This is a genomic window from Comamonas thiooxydans, assembly GCF_002157685.2.
GTDB lineage: Bacteria > Pseudomonadota > Gammaproteobacteria > Burkholderiales > Burkholderiaceae_C > Comamonas > Comamonas testosteroni_H.
On sequence record NZ_AP026738.1, the window covers coordinates 2,942,442 to 2,962,674 of the forward strand.

16 protein-coding genes are annotated in these 20,233 nt (G+C 56.3%); 9 read left to right on the plus strand and 7 right to left on the minus strand.

Features of this window, described 5'->3' with window-relative positions; translation table 11 throughout:
* Positions 1–6: 6 nt before the first annotated feature.
* The 5 genes from CTR2_RS13500 to CTR2_RS13520 form a co-directional block, all read right to left on the minus strand.
* A complete protein-coding gene (locus CTR2_RS13500) occupies positions 7–345 on the minus strand; it encodes a copper-binding protein (protein ID WP_012838514.1) in 339 nt (112 codons plus the stop codon).
* A 23-nt stretch (positions 346–368) separates the two neighbouring features.
* Entirely contained in the window at positions 369–3,539 is a 3,171-nt protein-coding gene (locus CTR2_RS13505) for an efflux RND transporter permease subunit (RefSeq protein ID WP_012838515.1), read from the minus strand.
* Entirely contained in the window at positions 3,536–5,056 is a 1,521-nt protein-coding gene (locus tag CTR2_RS13510) for an efflux RND transporter periplasmic adaptor subunit (RefSeq protein WP_012838516.1), read from the minus strand. Before CTR2_RS13510 ends, CTR2_RS13505 begins: the two co-directional genes overlap by 4 nt.
* A complete protein-coding gene (locus CTR2_RS13515) occupies positions 5,053–6,285 on the minus strand; it encodes a TolC family protein (protein ID WP_012838517.1) in 1,233 nt (410 codons plus the stop codon). The genes CTR2_RS13510 and CTR2_RS13515 overlap by 4 nt, the downstream gene beginning before the upstream one ends.
* A 920-nt stretch (positions 6,286–7,205) precedes the next feature.
* Entirely contained in the window at positions 7,206–7,550 is a 345-nt protein-coding gene (locus tag CTR2_RS13520; RefSeq protein ID WP_012838519.1) for a DUF4148 domain-containing protein, read from the minus strand.
* Positions 7,551–7,847: 297 nt separating this feature from the next.
* Here CTR2_RS13520 and CTR2_RS13525 point away from each other — a divergent pair, with 297 nt between their 5' ends.
* Positions 7,848–8,132 (plus strand): heavy-metal-associated domain-containing protein, encoded by a 285-nt coding sequence (locus CTR2_RS13525; protein ID WP_003055071.1) that lies wholly within the window; start codon positions 7,848–7,850, stop codon positions 8,130–8,132.
* A 40-nt stretch (positions 8,133–8,172) separates the two neighbouring features.
* On the opposite strand, the gene CTR2_RS13530 is transcribed toward CTR2_RS13525, so the two are convergent.
* Positions 8,173–9,576 (minus strand): heavy metal sensor histidine kinase, encoded by a 1,404-nt coding sequence (locus CTR2_RS13530; protein ID WP_087083407.1) that lies wholly within the window; start codon positions 9,574–9,576, stop codon positions 8,173–8,175.
* Positions 9,577–10,260, minus strand: a complete 684-nt coding sequence (locus CTR2_RS13535; RefSeq protein WP_019042269.1) for a heavy metal response regulator transcription factor — start codon at positions 10,258–10,260, stop codon at positions 9,577–9,579. It lies immediately after the preceding gene.
* A gap of 365 nt (positions 10,261–10,625) precedes the next feature.
* Here CTR2_RS13535 and CTR2_RS13540 point away from each other — a divergent pair, with 365 nt between their 5' ends.
* The 8 genes from CTR2_RS13540 (at position 10,626) to CTR2_RS13575 (ending at position 20,223) form a co-directional block, all read left to right on the plus strand.
* Entirely contained in the window at positions 10,626–12,569 is a 1,944-nt protein-coding gene (locus CTR2_RS13540) for a copper resistance system multicopper oxidase (protein WP_087083405.1), read from the plus strand.
* Positions 12,570–12,594: 25 nt separating this feature from the next.
* Positions 12,595–13,566: a copper resistance protein B gene (locus CTR2_RS13545; RefSeq protein ID WP_003055078.1), complete on the plus strand. Its 972-nt coding sequence runs from the start codon at positions 12,595–12,597 to the stop codon at positions 13,564–13,566.
* 110 nt (positions 13,567–13,676) lie between these two features.
* Positions 13,677–14,063, plus strand: a complete 387-nt coding sequence (gene copC / locus CTR2_RS13550; protein ID WP_003078546.1) for a copper homeostasis periplasmic binding protein CopC — start codon at positions 13,677–13,679, stop codon at positions 14,061–14,063.
* 4 nt (positions 14,064–14,067) lie between these two features.
* On the plus strand, positions 14,068–14,994 hold the full coding sequence (copD, locus tag CTR2_RS13555; protein ID WP_012838523.1) for a copper homeostasis membrane protein CopD: 927 nt from the start codon (positions 14,068–14,070) through the stop codon (positions 14,992–14,994).
* Positions 14,995–15,345: 351 nt separating this feature from the next.
* The gene (locus CTR2_RS13560) at positions 15,346–17,811 is read left to right on the plus strand and encodes a heavy metal translocating P-type ATPase (protein ID WP_087083403.1); all 2,466 of its coding nucleotides are present in this window, start codon (positions 15,346–15,348) and stop codon (positions 17,809–17,811) included.
* A 123-nt stretch (positions 17,812–17,934) separates the two neighbouring features.
* Positions 17,935–18,258 (plus strand): ArsR/SmtB family transcription factor, encoded by a 324-nt coding sequence (locus CTR2_RS13565; protein WP_012839066.1) that lies wholly within the window; start codon positions 17,935–17,937, stop codon positions 18,256–18,258.
* A 46-nt stretch (positions 18,259–18,304) separates the two neighbouring features.
* Positions 18,305–18,811, plus strand: a complete 507-nt coding sequence (locus CTR2_RS13570) for an arsenate reductase ArsC (RefSeq protein WP_034366674.1) — start codon at positions 18,305–18,307, stop codon at positions 18,809–18,811.
* Between the two features lie 122 nt (positions 18,812–18,933).
* Complete coding sequence (locus CTR2_RS13575) at positions 18,934–20,223, plus strand: arsenic transporter (protein ID WP_087083401.1); 1,290 nt, start codon at positions 18,934–18,936, stop codon at positions 20,221–20,223.
* Positions 20,224–20,233 lie beyond the last annotated feature (10 nt).

Below are 20,233 nucleotides of genomic sequence, written 5' to 3' on the forward strand. Positions count from 1 at the left end.
CTTCTATCAATGGTTCGGTTTCAATTCCGTGACCATAGCTTTGCCATTGATCGACTCTGCTTGGAACTTCACCTTATCGCCAACCTTTAAGCCGTCGAGCATCTTCTTATCGGATACCTCGAAGCCCATGGTCATGGCCGGCATCGCCAGGTTCGGAATATCTCCGTGACGCAGGACGACAAGGTTCTTTTGGATGTCAACCTTGCGGACTTCACCATCAACTAAGGGCATGGTGGAAGCTGATGCACTTGCAGCTGGCTTCATTGGCATTTTCATGTCCTGAGCATGGACTGTTGTGAACGCTGCACATGTGAGGGCTGCGGCAAGTAAGTGAGTTGTTTTCATGGGTCTTTCTTTCTAAAAAATGGTTATGAAGCCTCGACTGAGGACGCTTTTAGGTTCGGAGAGTGGTGTTTAGTGATGGGGCGCTTCCGATGGATCAAGTACCAGGCAGCGGGGATGACAAGCATGCTCAATAGCGGGGCCGTGACCATCCCGCCGACCATGGGAGCAGCGATGCGGGTCATGACTTCAGAGCCGGTGCCATGTCCGATCAGGATGGGCAATAAGCCCGCCATAACCACGGCAACAGTCATGGCCTTTGGCCGCACGCGCATCACTGCGCCCTCGCGAATGGCAGCCAGCAACGTCTCCTCATTGTCTGGCTCGCCCGCGGCCAGATGCTGTTTCCATGCGTTCTGCAGGTAGACCAGCATCACGACGCCAAACTCCGCGGCAACGCCGGCCAGAGCAATGAATCCCACAGCGGAGGCGACTGACACAGCGTGGCCAAGTGCCCAGATGAACCAAAAGCCTCCCACCAACGAAAACGGTACTGCAGCCATGACCAATGCAGCGTCACTTGCGCTACGAAACAGTAAGTAGAGAAGCATGAAGATGACGGCCAATGTGAGTGGCACGACGACTGTCATGCGCTCTGTGGCACGCTCTAGATACTCGAACTGACCGGACCAAGACAATGAATAGCCAGCAGGCATGGTCACCTGTTTTCCGACTAAAGCTTGCATGTCGTGAACGACGGAGCGCAGGTCCCGGCCACGCACGTCCACATAGACCCAGCCCGAAAGCCGTGCGTTCTCACTGCGGATCATCGGAGGTCCTTCCGTGACGGCGATTCTCGCCACATCCTGCAGGAGGACGGTCGCCCCCTTGTCAGTCACGAAAGGTAGCTTGCGCAGGCGTTCCAGCGAATCACGGATTTCGCGTGGGTAGCGTACGTTCACTGGGAAGCGCTCTCGCCCCTGAATAACTTCCCCTACATTCTCACCGCCGATGGCGGTGGATATGACCGCCTGCACGTCAGCCACAGAAAGGCCGAACCGTGCCGCGGCGTGTCGGTCTACATCCACGTCAATGTACCGGCCTCCAGTCAAGCGCTCTGCCAAGGCAGAAGCAACACCAGGCACGCCGCGCACGGCGGACTCAATCTGTGCCGCGAGCTTGTCGATGGTGGCGAGGTCCGGTCCGGCGACCTTGATGCCGACGGGACTCTTAATGCCGGTGGCCAGCATGTCGATACGGTTGCGGATCGGTGGCACCCACACGTTTGATAGACCCGGAACCTTGACCACCCGGTCCAGTTCTTCAACCAACTTCTCCGGGGTCATACCAGGACGCCATTGCTCACGTGGCTTGAACTGGATCGTGGTCTCGAACATCTCCAGCGGCGCAGGATCGGTCGCAGTATCTGCTCGTCCTGCCTTGCCGAACACACGCTGAACCTCGGGCACTGTCTTGATAAGCCGGTCTGTCTGTTGCAACAACTCTGCGGCCTTTGAGACCGAAATACCAGGTAACGCCGAGGGCATGTACAACAGATCGCCTTCGTCCAGCGGCGGCATGAACTCACCGCCCAGCCGCATGACCGGAATTGCGGTGATGGCCAGGGCCAATGCCGCTGCCAGCAGCGTGGACTTAGGAAAACGCAAAACCAACTCCAAAGCAGGCCGGTAAATGGCGATAAGGCTTCTGTTGATAGGGTTCGCAGTTTCCTTTGGAATGCGTCCTCGAATGAGGTATCCCATCAGCACTGGAACCAGAGTCACCGACAAGCCAGCAGCAGCAGCCATTGCGTAGGTCTTGGTGAAAGCCAGTGGTGAGAACAGCCGTCCTTCCTGGGCCTCTAGGGTGAACACGGGCAGGAACGACAACGTGATGACCAGCAACGAGAAGAACAGCGCAGGGCCGACTTCCACGGCTGATTGCGCGATCAGTTCCCAGCGCTCGGCCACGGACGGTGGGCGTCCATGTCGTTCTTCAAAGTGCTCCAGATGCTTGTGCGCAGCTTCGACCAGGACCACCGAGGCATCGACCATAGCCCCTAGAGCAATGGCCACACCGCCCAACGAGAGAATGTTCGCGCTCACGCCTTGCCAGTGCATCACGCCAAAAGCCGCTAGCACCCCAATAGGCAGCGTTACAACGGCCACCAGCGCCGAGCGCAGGTGGAATAGGAAGATGGCACAGACTACGGCGACGACGGCGAACTCCTCCAGGAGCTTGACACGCAGGTTATCGACCGCACGATCAATGAGCTGGGAGCGGTCATAGGTTTCCACCACCTCAACGCCTTTGGGCAGACTGGGCTTTAGCGTCTCTAGCTTGGCTTTGACGGCTTCGATGGTGGCACGGGCATTCTTTCCGGAGCGCATGACCACCACACCGCCCGTGACTTCACCCTCGCCATCCAGTTCGGCGATGCCTCGGCGCATTTCTGGGCCGATCTGGACAGTGGCCACGTCTTTAAGCAGCACAGGTGTCGCTCCGCTGAGGGTGAGCGGGATGGTACGGAAGTCCTCCAGTGATTGAAGAAATCCGCGCGAGCGCACCATGTACTCGGTCTCGGCCATTTCCACTACCGAACCGCCCGACGACTGATTGGCCTTCTGCAGAGCCTGCACGACCACGGACTGCGTAATGCCGAGCACTCGCATCCGGTCCGCGTCGAGCACCACCTGGTATTGACGGACCATGCCGCCGATGCTGGCGACTTCTGCCACATCCGGAACGGTTTTCAGCTCGAATTTCAGAAACCAGTCGTTGAGGGCTCTCAGCTGTCCAATATCGTTATGGCCGCTGCGGTCGACCAGCGCGTACTCGTAGACCCAGCCCACACCTGTGGCATCCGGGCCTAGCGCGGCTGTCGCACCTATTGGTAAGCGGCTTTGCACCTGGTTCAGATACTCCACAACCCGTGACCGTGCCCAGTACGGATCGGTCTTGTCGTCGAACAGGATGTAGACGAAGGAGTCGCCAAAGAACGAATAGCCTCGGACGGTTTTAGCCCCAGGTACGCTCAACATGGTCGTGGTCAGCGGGTAGGTCACGAGGTCTTCCACCACCTGAGGTGGTTTGCCTGGATAGGTGGTGCGGACGATTACCTGCACGTCGCTCAGGTCTGGCAGTGCATCGACTGGAGTGCGAGATGCCGACCAGATGCCTGCCGCCACAAGGAACGCTGTGACGACCAACACCAAAAAGCGGTTGGCGATGGACCAACGGATAAGGGTAGCAATCACTTGGCGCCTCCGGTGGTTCCTGCGTCGCTGCCGCTTTTCTTCACGGAGACGACTTCCCAATCTAGGGGCCCGCCTTTTCGGAACTCGAAGCGCACCAGATCTCCTGGCTTCAAACCCGTGAGCGTCATCAAGTCGGCCTTGCCAAAGCTCATTGTCATGGCGGGCCACTTGAGAGCAGCCACGGGGCCATGCGAAATCGTGATCCCGTCGTCATCGATGCTTTCCACTTTGCCCTCTCCTCGGTAGATGGAGGTGGCTTCGGTGGCCGTAGCGGAAGACGGCTGGGATTGGCCGGCTTCCATGGCTCCCAGAGCTGACTTGAGCCGCGCTTCGGAGTCCACTAGGAATTGGCCGCTGGTAATTACTTCCTCGCCTTCGCGCAAGCCTTGCAGCACCTCCAATTGATCACCCAAGTCCTCACCCAGTTTGATTTCCCGAGGCTCGAAGTTGTCAGACTCCTTGCGGACGATGACCAATGCACGGGTGCCGGTACGGATGACGGCTTCAGCAGGCACGACCAGGCGAGAGGTTGGAGCCCCGCCAACCTGCAAGCGCAGCAGCAACCCCGGTATCAGTTTGCCGCTGCGGTTATCGACCTCGAATCGTGCCTGCAAGGTGCGCGTGCTGGCGTTGACCTGCGGTAGGATCTCCTTCAATTCGCCGTCGAAGGTTTGGGATGCATCGGCTTGCAGAACGGCCTTGACCTTCTGGCCACGCGTCAGACGTACGGCTTGTGCTTCCGGCACTTCAGCCACGGCCCAGACCTTCTCTAGGCCGGAGATACGGAACAACGTAAGGCCAGGTGACACCTGGGCTCCATCTCGCACACCAAGTTCCGTCACCACGCCATTTACCGGAGCCTGCAAGGTATAGCGAGCTTGGGCGACCCCGGTTTCCTCACTCTTGCGTACCAGTTCTGCGGGGATGGACATGGCGCGCATGCGCTCACGGGTTGCCGTAATAAGTTCCAGGGGCACACCTGAACGCTTGAGTGCGAGCAGTTCGTTTTGTGGCCCCAGCCACTCGGGCGCAAAAATGGTGGCCAAAGCCTGACCTTTGCGAACCTGATCCATGGGAGCGCGCACAGCCAAATGCTCGACATAGCCGGCAACACGGGTCTGAACGGCGACGCTCAGACGCTCATCGAACTGCACCGTTCCAACGGCGTCGAACGACGCGCCGATGTCGGCTCGCTTGACCGTCGCGGTCCGAATGCCAAGGTTCTGCTGCACCGTAGAACTGACTTTGACGCCCGTGTCATTGGCTTCGTCCGCATAGACGGGCACCAGTTGCATGTCCATGAATGGCGACTTGCCTGGCTTGTCAAAGCGAGGTCCCGGCACCATGGGGTCATGCCAGTAGAGGACCTTGCGCTCGCCTGTGGGAGCCTTGGATTCCGAGGCGGCTACGGCCTGGGGGGCAGCGCCTTCGGAGGTCAAGCGGCCAATAAAGAAGCCACCGGCTGCCAGCAGTACGCCTGCCGTAACCAATGAAGTGACCAGTGCTGTGCGCTTCATTGGGCACCTCCCTGAGCGATGGGTTTGAGGTTTAGTTGGGCCTGCGTACGTACCAAATCACGCTGCAGTGCGAGGAGTTTTCTCTGAGCTTCGACCTCGGCATGTCGTGCCTCAAACACGGCGGTCAGGGCCAATTGATTTGAGCGGTAGGCTGCCAGGGCGGCGGAAGTGCGCTGTCTGGCCGGAGTCACTACGGAGCCTTGGTATCTCTCGATACGCTGCTGCAGGCGCGCGGCGTCGCTAGTCAAGGTGCGGTAATCGGCCATGGCTGCGCGCATTCCCTCCGTCAGGTCAGCCTCTGCTTTGTCCACCATGGACAGCTTGGCCGAGGTTTCGCGGTCTTGGCGCTGGCTTGGTGCGATTTGGAGCGGGATGCTGACGCCGACTGAAACCAAATCGGAATAGCCAGTGCGCTGGCCGTAGGAAACTTCCCAGGTCCAGTTGGGAGAGCGCTCTTTGGCTGCGACGTTCGCATTCTGGCGAGCAATTTCGACGTCGCTTTTTAAGCCAGCGACGGCTGGATATCTCGCCACGTAGTCCCGCTCCTCGGGAACCGGGAAGGTCGGTGGCTTGTTGAGAGCGTCGGGAAGAACGCCGATCCAGCGTTGCAGACTGACCATGGCTGCAGACTGCTGTTGGCGAACCTCTTCACTTTCATCCTCTGCAATCCCTTTGGCGGATAGGAGTTGCAACGCTTCTGCGCTGTTGCCTGTGGCAGCTGCTATGCGGCTTTTTGCCGCATTCAGCTCCTCGTGCAAGTGATGTTCGGTCTGGGTGGTTAGCTTGAGTGCTTCAGTGGCGAACCAAGCATCGACATACGCCATGCTGGCCTGCAGGCGAGCCTCGGCTTCGGCAATGTCTTTTTGTACGGCGTCGCGGTCGGCTCTTGCACGAGCCGCACCTTCGCGCGCGGCTCGTTTATCGGCGGAGAGCCACTCCTGGCTGACACCGATGCGCTTCATTGTCATGGACTCACGGGTACCGCTGAAGCGGTCTGAGCCGGTAACCGGGAAATTGTCGATGCCGGCCCGCAGCATGGGGTCTGGCAGCTGACCCGCAGCCTGGATGGAATGGACAGAGCCTTGCATCGCCGCCTGGGCTGCGCGGGCTGCTTCGGAGCGTTGGACGGCCAAGCTTATTGCCTGGTCGAATGAAATCGATTCTGCAGCAGCAACGGCCGGCAGAAAGACGGCAGCCAGGGAGGCCGCTCGCAAAAAAATAGGGGACATGGAAACTCCGTGGACGAATGAGGGCATCGCCGGCGTATGGACAAGCCATGCCAGCACCAGTCAGTCGACGGAGTGATCAGACTCTGAGTCTGAGAGTAGAGAGAAAAAGAGGGTCCGGAGGCGGTCGAACCTCCAAGGTGATGGGCCAGGACACTGCAAGTGCAGCATCAAATTCGAGCACTAGCGGCAGTTCCAACACCTGCACGATGGCAGGTAATGACGCCACGGGCAGTTTGACTGCTTCGAAGGTCACATCCGGGGCATTGGTGTACTGATGACACAGAACCGGTTGCTGTTGGTCCATACCTTCGCATGGTATGCCGGCCTCCATCCTGGCCGTCATTGCATCAACGCCTTCCTCCTGTGGGCAGACGTAACCCGCCAACGCCAACTGTGCGAACAGCAGCGAAAGCGCCACAAGGACTGCGGTGGATAGGCGGTGAATGCGACTTCGTAGCATGGCAGCAGTTAGTGTAGTCAATCTACCAGGGGTACGCGGTGAAGGCCATACGTTGCTACCGATCTTTAAATGCTACAGATCTTCGGCAAGCCAGTGGTTAACTCGCATCCTAGGAGCAAACGCTACAGCTGTGTCTGAAGGAAGCGCGACACCGTATGCACAACTCAGTTCTGAAGAAGGCGGTGTCCTGTCCCATCCTCAAGTTAATGGATGAGGAAACATGCAATGTGATGCTCGGTAGCGATATCCGCCTCGGTGAGTCCGCGCATCGTTGAACCCAGTGTCGCCCCCCTAAGTGATGATTGCGATCATCTGGGCCGAAATTCTTCCGGGAAATTTGTAGTTAGCTCAAGCTTATGTTCTACATGCAGAGGCCTCTGTTGCTTGAGGCCTCTGCGGTAGATCGGAACAAAAATGCAGGAAAGAGCTGCATCCGCGATGCATGCGTCTTTGATGGAGATCAGCCTGCAAATGATTGGAGGCGAGCATCTCGCGCAGCTGGCGATTCATTACGCGTTTCGTTGATCACTTGCTCGCGGGTTTTGCTCGATCCTGTCTCGGGAGTTCCACGTGGGAAATTGCTTTCACCGTAAGAAAGGCGGCCCTGCTTCATGGCAGCTTCAGTCTCGGCCTTGACTTGAGCTCGGGTTTTCTGGCTTTCAAAGTGCTGCGGATGCACGATCACGCCTTGTTCATTGTTGGCTGGATGCTCGTAGGCTGCAGAGGCCATTCCAGGAAGAGCCAGGGTGACAACGGCAGCAACGCTTGCGAGTACGGAGGAAATGGAGATGCGGTTTTGAGACATGGTTGGCTCCTAAGACAGTTGATGAACACATCTCCTGGGCCTTGATCAAGGTGAGGAGAAGATGAGTTGATCTTAGGAGTCGGAGCCCAACAAAATCAGGACTGCCCGGTGACATTGTTGTCAGCTTTTTCGCGGCAGCTCTTACCCCAAATCTGCATACCAATAAACCCAAAGCGAAAAGTGAAGACCAACGTAGTTGACGTACACAGCGTGCTCCAGTGCTTGTGCAGACAGATACTTGACATTCACATCATGTGAAGGATGAAACTTTAGCCACAAACTTTAAAGGAGTACGTAATGGCTATTTTTCGCATCAATGACATGAAATGTGGTGCCTGTGCCGCGCGGATTCAGCGCTCCATTTTGGCGATCGATGATGAAGCAAAGATCGGAGTGAATGCGCGAGATAAAACGGTGCAAGTCTCTGGCGATCTGAGCGACGCCGACTACATGTTGGCTATCCAGACCGCTGGATACACTCCAGAATTATTGGCGTTAGCCGAAGCCGAGCAGGCAAATGCTGAGAAGCCGCAGACGAAATGCTGCGGCTCAACTTCAGCAAAGACATCTTGCTGCGGATAGTGTCTTCTTGCTCTCAAGAAAAGCCTGTTTTCTGATCTGCTTAGGAAGTCGGCTGCGGAGTGGGGAATTTCAAGGTGAAGCGAGTTCGTCCATTGGCTGAAGTAGCGGTAATGGAGCCTCCATGAGCTTCGGCAATTGCTCGGGTGATTGCCAAACCCAATCCGCTACCGTCTGAGTCCGGATGAGCCCTGGAAGGGTCAGCTCGGTAGAAGCGGTCAAATAACCTGGGCAGGACTTTGGGATCAATGTCCTGCCCTGTATTTTCCACAGTGACAAGTGTCCAGGAAGCTGCGGTCTCAATGTCGATGGTGACCATGCCTGCATGCGGCGTGTAGCGCAAAGCATTAGATAGCAAATTACTCACAGCACGATGGAACATCAGTCGATCACCATCAACGAGTCCATCGCCTTTTAACTTCAAATGAATTTGCTTTTCTTCAGCGACAGCCTCGTAGAACTCCAGCAATGCATACGATTCTTGCTGTGCCGAAAATTGCTCCTTGCGCGGCAGGCTTACGCCCCGTTCAGTTTTGGCCAGAAACAGCATGTCTGACACCATACGAGCCAAACGCTGAAACTCTTCGGCATTCGAGGCAAGAATGTCTCGGTATGTCGCGGCATCACGCTTGGACGCCAGCACAACCTGAGTCTGCGTCAACAGGTTGCTGATGGGCGTACGCAGTTCATGGGCCAAATCAGACGCGAAATCTGTCAGTCGCTGAAAATCGTCCTGCAACCGATCCAGCATGCGATTGAGCTCATGCGCCAAATCGGCCATTTCTACGGGTACAGCCTCGACCGGCATGCGTTCACTCATCTTCTGTCCCGTCACAACGGCCGCACGTGATTTCATCTCTCGCAGCGGTGCTAGCCCTTGTCGCGCCGCGAGCCAAGACAGAAGTGAGCACAGCAAAATTGCTGCGATCACATAAATGGCAAAGCTTGTGCGAATTCCGTTGAGGAATTGAATGTGATGCTTTGTGTCTGCTGCGATCACTATCTTTAATGGCGACGGTGCGTAGGCCGGGAGCGTCTCAAAGCTCAAGGTGTGGAATTCTGCATCTGCGTGCCGCCACACCCCAAACGATCCTTCCTTGTCGATAAAAGTCGAATTGCGATCCGGCACTGCAAAGCCGGATGCGGGCGATTGAAATACGGTTTCTCCTTGGGCATCTTTCACCTGGACTTGAAGATCCTCGTGATAGTTCAGTGCCTCATTTAGACGCCAACGAGCATCATCGACCGACTTGGTGTTCTGGAGAATTTTCTCGATCAAATGGCGCTTGTCCTGAAGCGTCATTCGGTCCAATTCCACGAAATGCTTTTCTGTAACGACTAGAAATAGGCCGCCTAAACCTAGCACTACGGCTGCCGCAACAGCCGTGAAGAAGAGGGCCAAGCGAATCGTTAAAGAAAGCTTTCCCTTGCGAGTGAGACGCTGCACCTATTCCTCCTCGGGGACTTCAAGCACATAGCCCATTCCTCGTACGGTCTGGATCAGTTTGATCGAGTGGCCTTCGTCAATTTTTGCCCGCAGACGGCGCATGGCCACCTCAATGACGTTGGTGTCGCTGTCGAAATTCATGTCCCATACCTGCGATGCGATCAATGAACGTGGCAGCACTTCACCATGTCGGCGCATCAGCAACTCCAAGAGTCCGAACTCTTTGGCTGTGAGGTCAACACGTTTGCCGTTGCGAGATACGCGGCGACGCAGCAGGTCTAGCTCGAGATCTGCAACAGTCAGAGTAGTACCTTCATTGGCCGGATGTCCACGTCTAAGAATAATGCGAACTCTGGCGAGTAGCTCTGCGAAAGAAAACGGCTTTACCAGGTAATCATCAGCGCCGAGCTCTAGTCCTTTGACACGGTCCTCGACATGGTCCCGTGCAGTAAGAAACAGGACCGGCATATGTAGTCCTCGATCACGCAAAGACTGGAGCACCTGCCAACCATTGAGGCCCGGCAGCATAACATCCAAGATCACCAAGGAGTACTCCCCTTGCAAAGCCAGATGTAAGCCGTCTGAGCCATTTGGGACGAGGTCAGCAATGTAGCCAGCCTCGGTCAATCCCTGGCGCAGGTACTCACCTGTTTTAGGCTCATCTTCAACAATCAAAATCCTCATGTACTCGCTCCGCTGCAGTGGACGATCAAGAGTGTGCCGAGTTTGAAGCCCTCTGACATGAAGATAAGAAAAATGTAATGTTCCTGAAATCCTGGCGATAGAAAGGCCAACACTGCCTCGTTGTTCCTTCCTGGGAAGTCATCAAGCGTGGCTAGCAGAGTGAACCTTTTGACTGCATCGAAGGCATTTCTGGATAGAAGCCCTCCGTCGCACCAAACATGACGCGAGCATTACATGAATGTAATGAATGAGTCACTCCTCCGAAATTCAGCACGCCCTAGCATACTGAACATATCGAGCGCTCATTGCATCAGGCAAGCGTCGCCGAAAACGAATTTCTTGGAAGCTCTGGAGGATTTCACCTTATGCCGCGTCATTCGCCATTTTTTGTCACTCCCACTCAAGGGTTCTCTCGTCGGCGCTTCGTTCAGGGGCTGGCCGCAGGAGGCGTTCTGGCGGGCCTGTCAACGCAGTCGCTCATGGCATTCGCACAGCAGAGCTCCACAGTCCGCGGGGCCGCTCCGGTGCTGAAGGGTAACGAGTTCGATTTGGTGATCGCCGAGTCCGCCGTGAACTTTACGGGCAAGCCAGGGATGGCGACAACGATCAATGGATCGCTTCCTGCACCAACCCTGCGCTGGCGAGAGGGGGAGACGGTGACGATTCGCGTCACGAACAAGCTGCGCGAGGCCACTTCTATTCATTGGCACGGCATTATCTTGCCCTACCAGATGGACGGAGTTCCAGGCATCAGCTTTGCGGGCATTCCTCCTGGAGAGACGTTTACCTACCGTTTCAAGGTTCAGCAAAGCGGTTCCTACTGGTATCACTCACATTCAGGCATGCAGGAACTCACCGGCATGTATGGAGCGATCATCATTGATCCCGCAGGACCTGAGACTATCCGTGCAGATCGTGATCATGTCGTGCTCTTCTCTGACTGGACTGACGAAGACCCCATGCGCGTTTTCGCAAAGCTCAAGGTTCAGGGCGACTACTACAACTACAACCAGCCCACGGTCTTTGATTTCTTCCGTGATGCATCGCGTGATGGCGTGTCAGCGGCATTAGACAAGCGCAAGATGTGGAACGAGATGCGCATGAATCCAACGGATTTAGCCGACCTCTCTTCTGCGACCCTGACCTACCTCGCAAATGGCGTCACACCTGCAGGCAATTGGACTGCTCTTTTCCGTCCGGGCGAGCGTGTCCGGCTGCGCATGGTCAACGGCGCGGGCAATACCTTCTATGACGTACGTATACCGGGCCTGAAGCTCACGGTGGTTCATGTTGACGGTGTCGACGTAGAGCCTGTGACTGTCGATGAATTCCGATTCGGCCCTGGCGAAACCATAGACGTGATTGTCGAGCCACGTGATGACGCCTATACGATTTTTGCCCAGTCGATGGACCGAACAGGCTACGCACGCGCTACGTTAGCAGTGCGCGAAGGCCTGCAGGCTCCAGTCCCCGCACTCGATCCCGTCGAATGGCTGGGTATGAGCGACATGATGGGCGCCATGAGCCATGGCAGTTCTGGAGCCGACATGGACATGACCGGCATGTCTGGGATGACCGGCATGTCTGGGATGACCGGCATGTCTGGGATGACCGGCATGTCTGGGATGACCGGCATGTCTGGGATGACGGGTATGGCCGGGATGGCTGGTATGTCGGGGGCAATGGCCGGCATGGATCATGGTGCGATGGCCGGCATGAATCACGGTGGTATGGCGATGGACCATAGTCAGCATGCCAAGCCTGCTGGGAGCTTGGCAGTGCCCAGCACCACCGCACGCCATGCTCGCACTGAATATGGCGCAAGAACAGATATGCGAGTCGATATGGCCCGCACCAATCTTGACGATCCCGGTATCGGTCTGCGCAATAACGGCAGACGGGTGCTGACCTTGGCAGATCTGCATACACCTTCAGGTCCGATGGACTCGCGCGGTCCTGGACGAGAGGTGGAGTTGCACCTGACGGGGAATATGGAGCGATATTCCTGGTCTCTTGATGGATTGGAGTTCGGGCAATCAACGCCTGTTCACTTCCGTCACGGCGAGCGTTTGCGAGTCATCCTGCACAACGACACGATGATGACTCACCCTATGCACTTGCATGGGATGTGGAGTGAACTGGAGAGCCCTGATGGTCGATTCCTCGCCCGTCGACACACCTTGCCAGTACAGCCTGCACAACGCATCAGCTTCTTGGTGACGGCAGATGCTCTGGGGCGCTGGGCATGGCATTGCCACCTGATGTTCCACATGGATGCAGGCATGTTCCGCGAAGTCGTAGTGTCTTGAACAAACCTCACAAGGAAGATCAAAAATGTCCAAAGCACTCCCTATTCGTGCATTGTCCACTGCGCTCCTCGCTCTGGTGAGTATTGCGGCCCAGGCGCAAAGCGACCATTCATCGCATGGCCAAGCGAATATGCAAATGGAAGCACCGGCAAGCCCTGCCACAACTGCAGCTGATCCACATGCAGGTCATGGTGCTATGACTGGCAGCGCTGCAAGCGGCCCTGCGATGGATCACGGCAGCATGCAGATGCAAGGGGGATCCGCACCTCCAGATGCTCGCGACCCACATGGGTATTCCAATGGGTTGACCTTGGGATCGGGCGATTACGCGGTGCCTGGCGTCCCGCGCTTGATGCTTGCGGACGAGCATACCTTTGCCTCGCTGCGTGGTGAGACCCTGGAACGCCGTTTTTCACGCAGAGGTGATGATTCAACGGCCTATGACTTGCAAGCATGGTACGGGACCTCATACAACAAAGCTGTCTTGAAGGCAGAAGGTGACGTCGCCAAAGGAAAGCTCGAAGAGTCTCGCACCGAACTGCTTTGGAGCCGTGCTGCCACAACCTATTGGGATACACAGTTGGGTCTGCGCTTAGACAACGGCGTGGGACCTAGCCGTCAATGGCTGGCATTTGGTGTGCAGGGCCTGGCCCCTTACTGGTTCGAGCTGGAGGCCACAGCCTATGTTGGCAGTGGCGGCAGAACTGCGCTTCGCCTAAATGCAAGCTACGAACTATTGCTGACTCAGCGCCTGATCCTTGAGCCAAGAGCTGAAATGCAGTTTTACGGCAAGGATGATCCAGAGCGGCATATCGGCAAGGGCCTAGCCGAAGCATCTGCGGGCCTGCGACTGCGCTACGAGTTCAGCCGTCAGTTCGCTCCATATATCGGAGTGGAACGTGCGGGAAGTTTCGGGCGAACCGCTGATCTCGTTCGTGCCGACGGTGGCCGTGCTCAGCAAACACGTTGGGTGGCCGGTGTCCGCTTCTGGTTCTAGCCTGGCCAATGTCCCCTTCCTAGTTGGCGCGTCCTTGGGAGCGCCAACTCTACAGACCTAGATTCGACATCTGTTTTCAAACCACCATCACACTTAGATAGGAGTCTCTCATGAACCGCTCAAACCTGGTCGCTAAGTTCATCGCGCCAATTGCCGCAACACTGTTCGCTTCCGCAGCATTTGCACATCCTTCGTTAGTTTCCTCCTCTCCTGCGGATAAGTCGCAGGTCGCGGCACCTGCCACGATTGAGTTGAAGTTCTCGGAAACGCTGGTTCCTCAGTTCTCGGCAGCGAACTTGATCATGACGGGGATGCCCGGAATGCCGAACCACGGCGCAATGAAGGTCAGCGCAAGCGTCTCTGGCGCTAGCGATGGCAAAACCATGGTCATTACTCCCGCTCAGACGCTTCAACCCGGTGCCTATCGCGTGGATTGGCGTGCAGTGTCGTCAGACACACACCCTATCAATGGCAACGTCACATTCCAGGTGAAGTAAGCAAATGGCCGAGGATTGGTTCACCATCGTATTGCGCCTTGCGCTGTATCTGGACATGGCTGCAGGTTTTGGCGTCGCCATGTTCAGCGTCTATGCCCTTGGCCACGACGAGCGATCCTTGGCAATTGCGCGTCGCTATCGCGTTTGCGTTGGTGTATGTGCAGTAATCGGGATTGGACTGTCAGTGATTGGCATGACAGTCCTTGCCAAGGCCATGTCCGGTGCGCAAACTTACTCCGAGTTGTCAACGCATATCTTCGAGATGCTCATCACCGGCACTCACATGGGCCTTGCTTGGTGCATTCGTATTCTTGCGCTAGCGCTTTGCATCTTGATTGCCCTAGTGAAGTTCAATCCAACGTTTCGCTTCGTTGCCATGTCCGTATCTAGCGGTGTAGCGCTGGCGACACTGGCCTGGGCTGGTCATGGAGCGATGGACGACGGAATGCGTGGATACATCCACCTTGCTTCAGACATCTCCCACCTCTGGGCAGCAGGTGCATGGGTCGGCGCGTTGCTTGCTTTTTTGATCTTAGCCACAAGTAGGGCAAATGCGACACAGGACACCGTAGCCATATTGAGCCGCACATCAAACGGCTTTGCCCATGTCGGAACGCTGATCGTTTTCGTTCTTGCGGCCAGTGGTGTAGTCAACTATGTATTGATCGCAGGGCCTTCGCTTGATCCGCTTGTTTCGACACTCTATGGTCAGTTGCTGCTAGGCAAGCTAGTGCTGGTTCTCGGAATGCTTGCTTTGGCAGCTGCAAATCGGTTCCGGCTTAGTCCAAGTCTGGAGGCATCATTGGGCTCAGGGAATCGCGCGCAAGCAGTCGCTAAGCTACGCCAGAGCCTGTTCATGGAGACAACACTTGCAGTTCTGGTTTTGGCGAGTGTGGCTTGGCTAGGGATTCTTTCCCCAAAAGGAATTTGATCCTCCGAGATCAACCACCGACAGCAGAAGCGGAGCTGCTCTAAGCAGACGTAGACACTGATAGGAAGGGTAAAACGCTTCCGTCGATTCATGCTTGGATGGCGTCCGCGTCATGTAGTCAGACAAAGGCCATCTCAACAAAGAACTATTTCTTAAATTGAGATGGCCACAAGCAGCGAACTCTGATTGCGCTATCTCAGAATAGGTGGATAGAGTTGTTTTTCGAGCAGATTCTGGCTTGACATTCACATGGTGTAAGGGCCAAGAATCGATCCAACATCGTGAAGGGCCATCGGCATGCATCATCATCAGCATCGATCTTCTTCAGAGTCAGTTGAGTTGGAAAACACCATGACTGAGGCTGAGCCTTTGAAGGATCCTGTTTGCGGCATGACTGTCTCTCTACAGTCGCCTCATCAGATAGTTCACGAGGGACGGACCTATCGCTTCTGTAGTGCCGATTGCCAGCAAAAATTTGCTCATGCCCCTGCGCAATTCATATCGAGTAGCGGGCAGGCGGATCACGCAGTAGAGGGCTCAGTCTATGTATGCCCAATGCATCCTGAAGTCCATCAAGATCATCCGGGGCGTTGTCCTAAATGCCAAATGCATTTAGTGCCTGAGGCCCAGTTGCTCAGCTCGCACGAACATGCTCATGTGGCTGCAAGTCATTCAGATCAGAAATCGTTTGATGACTCGGGCGTGGTTCCCGCCGGAACGATCTATACCTGCCCGATGCATCCGGAGGTCCGGCAAGATCATCCCGGAAACTGCCCTAAATGCGGAATGACTCTGGAGCCACTGATCCCGGTTGGAGAAGAGGACAACAGCGAGTTGCAAGACTTTCAACGGCGATTCTGGTGGACGCTACCACTCACCCTGATTGTTACCACTCTGGCCATGTTCGGACACAAGTTCGGCTGGTTCACTATGCAGACCCAAACATGGGTCGAGTTGACTCTTTCCCTGCCCGTGGTGCTATGGACGGGCTGGCCCTTTTTTGTTCGAGGCTGGCAGTCAATCATCCACCGCAGTCCGAACATGTGGACGTTGATCAGCTTGGGATCGGGAGCCGCCTTTGTCTACAGCCTCGTAGCGACGCTGGCACCTGGTGTGTTTCCCGACTCGTTCGTATCCATGGGCCGTGTAGCTGTTTATTTCGAGGCAGCGGTGGTCATCATTTCTTTGACCATGTTGGGGCAGATCATTGAGCTGAAGGCTCGCTCTCAGACCTCGGCCGCTATCAAATCATTGCTTAGCCTAGCTCCTAAGACGGCAAGGCGTATCAATGCAGATGGCAGTGAGGAAGATGTTCCCCTCAGCCACGTGCATGTCGGAGACCTGCTGCGCGTACGTCCAGGCGAGAAAGTACCCGTGGATGGCATTGTCACGGAAGGTCAAAGCGCCGTTGATGAATCGATGCTCACGGGCGAGCCAATACCTGTGACAAAGCGCGTTGACGACAAACTGATCGGCGCCACACTCAATACGAGTGGAGCTCTGGTCATGAGGTCAGAAAAGGTGGGCACTGCCACCATGCTCTCCCAGATAGTTCAGATGGTTGCATCGGCCCAACGGTCTAAGGCACCGATGCAGCGAATGGCCGACGTAGTGGCTGGAAAGTTCGTTCTGGTTGTCGTGCTAGTTGCTGTAGTGACCTTCTTCGTCTGGGGAATTTTTGGCCCAGAGCCCAGTTGGGTGTTTGGGTTGATCAATGCCGTCGCGGTACTCATCATCGCCTGCCCATGCGCGCTAGGTTTGGCCACACCCATGTCAGTAATGGTGGCCACAGGGCGCGCTGCAGAGCAAGGCGTTTTGTTCCGTGACGCAGGCGCCATCGAAAAAATGCGTGAAGTGGATACGCTCATCGTAGATAAAACGGGCACCCTGACAGAAGGTCGGCCTGCATTCGATAAAGCGATTCCTGCTCCAGATTTCACCGCTGACGAAGTTTTGAGGCTTGCCGCTAGCTTGGATCAGGGGAGCGAGCATCCGCTTGCGGATGCCATCGTCCGAGCTGCACGTGAACAAGGCTTGCAACTCGCTAAACCTGTGGACTTCGATTCCGCCAGCGGTATTGGTGTACGTGGAACCGTTGAGGGGCGGCGCTTGGCATTAGGCAACACCACACTGATGGCTCAAGAAGGCGTTTCTGTATCTTCCTTGCAAGCGGACGGAGAACGCCTGCGAGGAGAGGGTGCAAGCATCATGCATTTAGCGGCTGATGGGAAGTTCGCAGGCATCCTGGCAGTAACAGACCCTATCAAAGCTAGCACTTTGGATGCCATTCAAACGCTTCATGCAAGCGGCTTGCGAATTGTCATGGCAACCGGAGATGGTCTTACCACAGCCAAGGCTGTTGGTGCCAAGCTTGGAATTGATGAAGTCCATGGCGAAGTCAAGCCCGCCGACAAGCTAGCTCTCGTGGAGCGATTGCAAAGTGAAGGCCATGTGGTTGCCATGGCTGGTGATGGGATCAACGATGCGCCGGCCTTGGCAAAAGCTGATGTAGGTGTGGCCATGGGAACCGGGACCGACGTAGCAATGAACAGCGGTCAGATCACGCTGGTCAAGGGTGATTTGCGTGGCATTGCCCAGTCGCGTGAAATCTCAACTGACACAGTGCGCAACATGCGGCAGAACTTACTATTTGCCTTTATATACAACGGAATTGGTGTGCCGATTGCTGCGGGAGTTCTGTACCCGTTCACTGGGTGGCTTCTTTCGCCAATGATCGCAGCGTTAGCAATGAGCTTAAGTTCAGCATCTGTGATCTTCAACGCGCTGCGGTTGAGTAAGTCGAATCGCCTCAACTGAATTAGCGACCAGTGTCTACGAAATCACTGATTCGGCCCCTTTCGCCATAAGCTGCATTTATGGAGGGGTCGACTTTGCTCATAGCTCTATACATTAATTCAATAATTGATGTATTATCAACTCATGCAAGAAGCAAACGTCATTCGCTCACTCTCCGCTCTGGCTCACGAGGCCCGATTGCGCGTATTTCGCGCCCTTGTTGTGGCCGGACCTGAAGGCCTGACACCTAGTGCATTAGCTGAGCAGCTAGGCATCGCGCCGAATGCACTGTCCTTTCATTTGAAAGAGCTTTTTCATGCCGACCTGGTCAGCCAGGAACGGCAGGGCCGAAACGTGCTCTATCGCGCGGCCTTCCCCGTGATGAACGATCTGTTGGCATATCTCACCGAGAACTGCTGCCAGGGCGCGGTTTGTACCGATGACGCCGCTATGCCATGCCAGTGCTAGACGTCGCTGCAAGCTTTTCCCACACCCAAGTCCTGCTGCCAAAACCATGTCTGACAACAAAGCTCCCCTGAACGTCCTGTTCCTGTGCACTCACAACTCGGCACGCAGCATCTTGGCCGAGGCCTTGCTCAACGATATGGGTCAAGGCCGTTTTAAGGCCTATTCGGCGGGCAGCAGCCCCCGAGAGAATCAGCAACCCAATCCGCTGGGGCTGCAAGTGCTGCAAAAGGCCGGTGTCTCGGTAGATGGTTTGCGCAGCAAGAGCTGGGACGAGTTTGCGGTGTCTGGCGCGCCGCATATGGATCTGATCATCACCGTGTGCGACAACGCCGCTGGTGAAGTCTGTCCGTTTTGGCCTGGTCACCCCGCCACAGCGCATTGGGGCTACCCGGACCCCTCGGAAGGCGATGCCTCTGACGATGCAAAGCTGGAAGCCTTCCGGCAGACGATGCACATGATTCGTCGTCGCCTGGAGCTATTGGTGAACCTGCCGGCGCAAAAGCTGGAGCAGGCTGTGCTGCAGTCCACGGCGCGTGAACTCTCTTCGCACTGAATCCCGTTACTGCCATTGCGATCCAGCTCCAAAGTCTGGATTGCAGCACCAGGCTTCACTGACGTCCGCACGCTGTGGGCGGCACTGATGCCGACTCATAGCTTTTCTAGGACCTATACGTCATGTTGACGGCCATCCTTATTTTCATCTTCACCCTGGCGCTGGTTATCTGGCAGCCACGCGGCCTTGGTATTGGTTGGAGCGCTTCGATTGGGGCCGGTATCGCGCTGCTGATGGGAGTCGTGCACTTGGCTGATATTCCGGTGGTCTGGCATATCGTCTGGAATGCCACGGCGACCTTTGTCGCCGTCATCATCATCAGCCTTTTGCTGGATGAGGCCGGTTTCTTCGAATGGGCTGCATTGCACTTTGCCCGCTGGGGTGGTGGCAGTGGAGTCAAGCTGTTTGCTTTCATCGTGCTGCTGGGGGCCGCCGTTTCGGCCCTGTTCGCCAATGACGGAGCAGCCCTGATTCTCACGCCCATCGTGATGGCCATGCTGGTGGCGCTGGGCTTTTCTCCGGCAGCAACGCTGGCATTTGTCATGGCCGCCGGGTTTATTGCCGACACCGCGAGTCTGCCGCTGATCGTCTCCAATTTGGTGAATATCGTTTCCGCCGACTTTTTCAAGATAGGCTTCAACGACTACGCATCGGTGATGGTGCCGGTCAACATCGCCTCGGTCCTGGCCAGCCTCGGTGTGCTGCTGCTGTTTTTCCGACGCGATATTCCTGCCACCTACGACGTGGCCCAGCTCAAACAGCCCTCGGCTGCGATCAAGGATGTGGCCACCTTCCAGGCCGGCTGGGTCGTGCTGGTCTTGCTGCTGGTCGGCTTCTTCGCGCTGGAGCCCCTGGGCGTCCCTGTCAGTGCCGTGGCCGCCGTGGGAGCTGCGATCTTGTTGGCGGTGGCTGCGCGTGGCCATGTCATCAGCACCAGGAAGGTGCTTCATGGCGCTCCATGGCAGATTGTGGTGTTCTCGCTGGGTATGTACCTGGTGGTCTATGGGCTGCGCAACGCGGGGCTTACGGATTACATCGCCATGTTGCTGAAGCAGTTTGCAGCCGGTGGCGTGTGGACCGCTTCACTGGGCACAGGCGTGCTGTCTGCGGTGCTGTCTTCCATCATGAACAACATGCCCACGGTCTTGATCGGAGCTTTGTCCATCGACGCATCCACGGCCAGCGGGACGGTCAAGGAAGCCATGGTCTACGCCAATGTGATTGGCTGCGATCTCGGCCCCAAGATCACGCCGATTGGCAGCCTGGCCACGCTCCTCTGGCTGCATGTGCTCGCCAAGAAAGGCGCAACCATTGGCTGGGGCTACTACTTCAAAGTCGGTGCGGTGCTGACCATGCCCGTGCTGCTCATCGCACTTGCAGCGCTGGCCTTGCGGCTCAGCGTGGCGTCTTGAATCTTTGCAA

Bases quoted from the DNA above. Each gene is read 5' to 3' on its own strand.
- CTR2_RS13535 (WP_019042269.1), bottom strand. From the start codon at position 10,260: ATGAGGATTTTGATTGTTGAAGATGAGCCTAAAACAGGTGAGTACCTG.
- CTR2_RS13565 (WP_012839066.1), top strand. From the start codon at position 17,935: ATGCAAGAAGCAAACGTCATTCGCTCACTCTCCGCTCTGGCTCACGAG.
- CTR2_RS13560 (WP_087083403.1), top strand. From the start codon at position 15,346: ATGACTGAGGCTGAGCCTTTGAAGGATCCTGTTTGCGGCATGACTGTC.
- CTR2_RS13545 (WP_003055078.1), top strand. From the start codon at position 12,595: ATGTCCAAAGCACTCCCTATTCGTGCATTGTCCACTGCGCTCCTCGCT.
- CTR2_RS13540 (WP_087083405.1), top strand. From the start codon at position 10,626: ATGCCGCGTCATTCGCCATTTTTTGTCACTCCCACTCAAGGGTTCTCT.
- copD (WP_012838523.1), top strand. From the start codon at position 14,068: ATGGCCGAGGATTGGTTCACCATCGTATTGCGCCTTGCGCTGTATCTG.
- copC (WP_003078546.1), top strand. From the start codon at position 13,677: ATGAACCGCTCAAACCTGGTCGCTAAGTTCATCGCGCCAATTGCCGCA.
- CTR2_RS13510 (WP_012838516.1), bottom strand. From the start codon at position 5,056: ATGAAGCGCACAGCACTGGTCACTTCATTGGTTACGGCAGGCGTACTG.
- CTR2_RS13515 (WP_012838517.1), bottom strand. From the start codon at position 6,285: ATGTCCCCTATTTTTTTGCGAGCGGCCTCCCTGGCTGCCGTCTTTCTG.
- CTR2_RS13500 (WP_012838514.1), bottom strand. From the start codon at position 345: ATGAAAACAACTCACTTACTTGCCGCAGCCCTCACATGTGCAGCGTTC.
- CTR2_RS13525 (WP_003055071.1), top strand. From the start codon at position 7,848: ATGGCTATTTTTCGCATCAATGACATGAAATGTGGTGCCTGTGCCGCG.
- CTR2_RS13570 (WP_034366674.1), top strand. From the start codon at position 18,305: ATGTCTGACAACAAAGCTCCCCTGAACGTCCTGTTCCTGTGCACTCAC.
- CTR2_RS13575 (WP_087083401.1), top strand. From the start codon at position 18,934: ATGTTGACGGCCATCCTTATTTTCATCTTCACCCTGGCGCTGGTTATC.
- CTR2_RS13520 (WP_012838519.1), bottom strand. From the start codon at position 7,550: ATGTCTCAAAACCGCATCTCCATTTCCTCCGTACTCGCAAGCGTTGCT.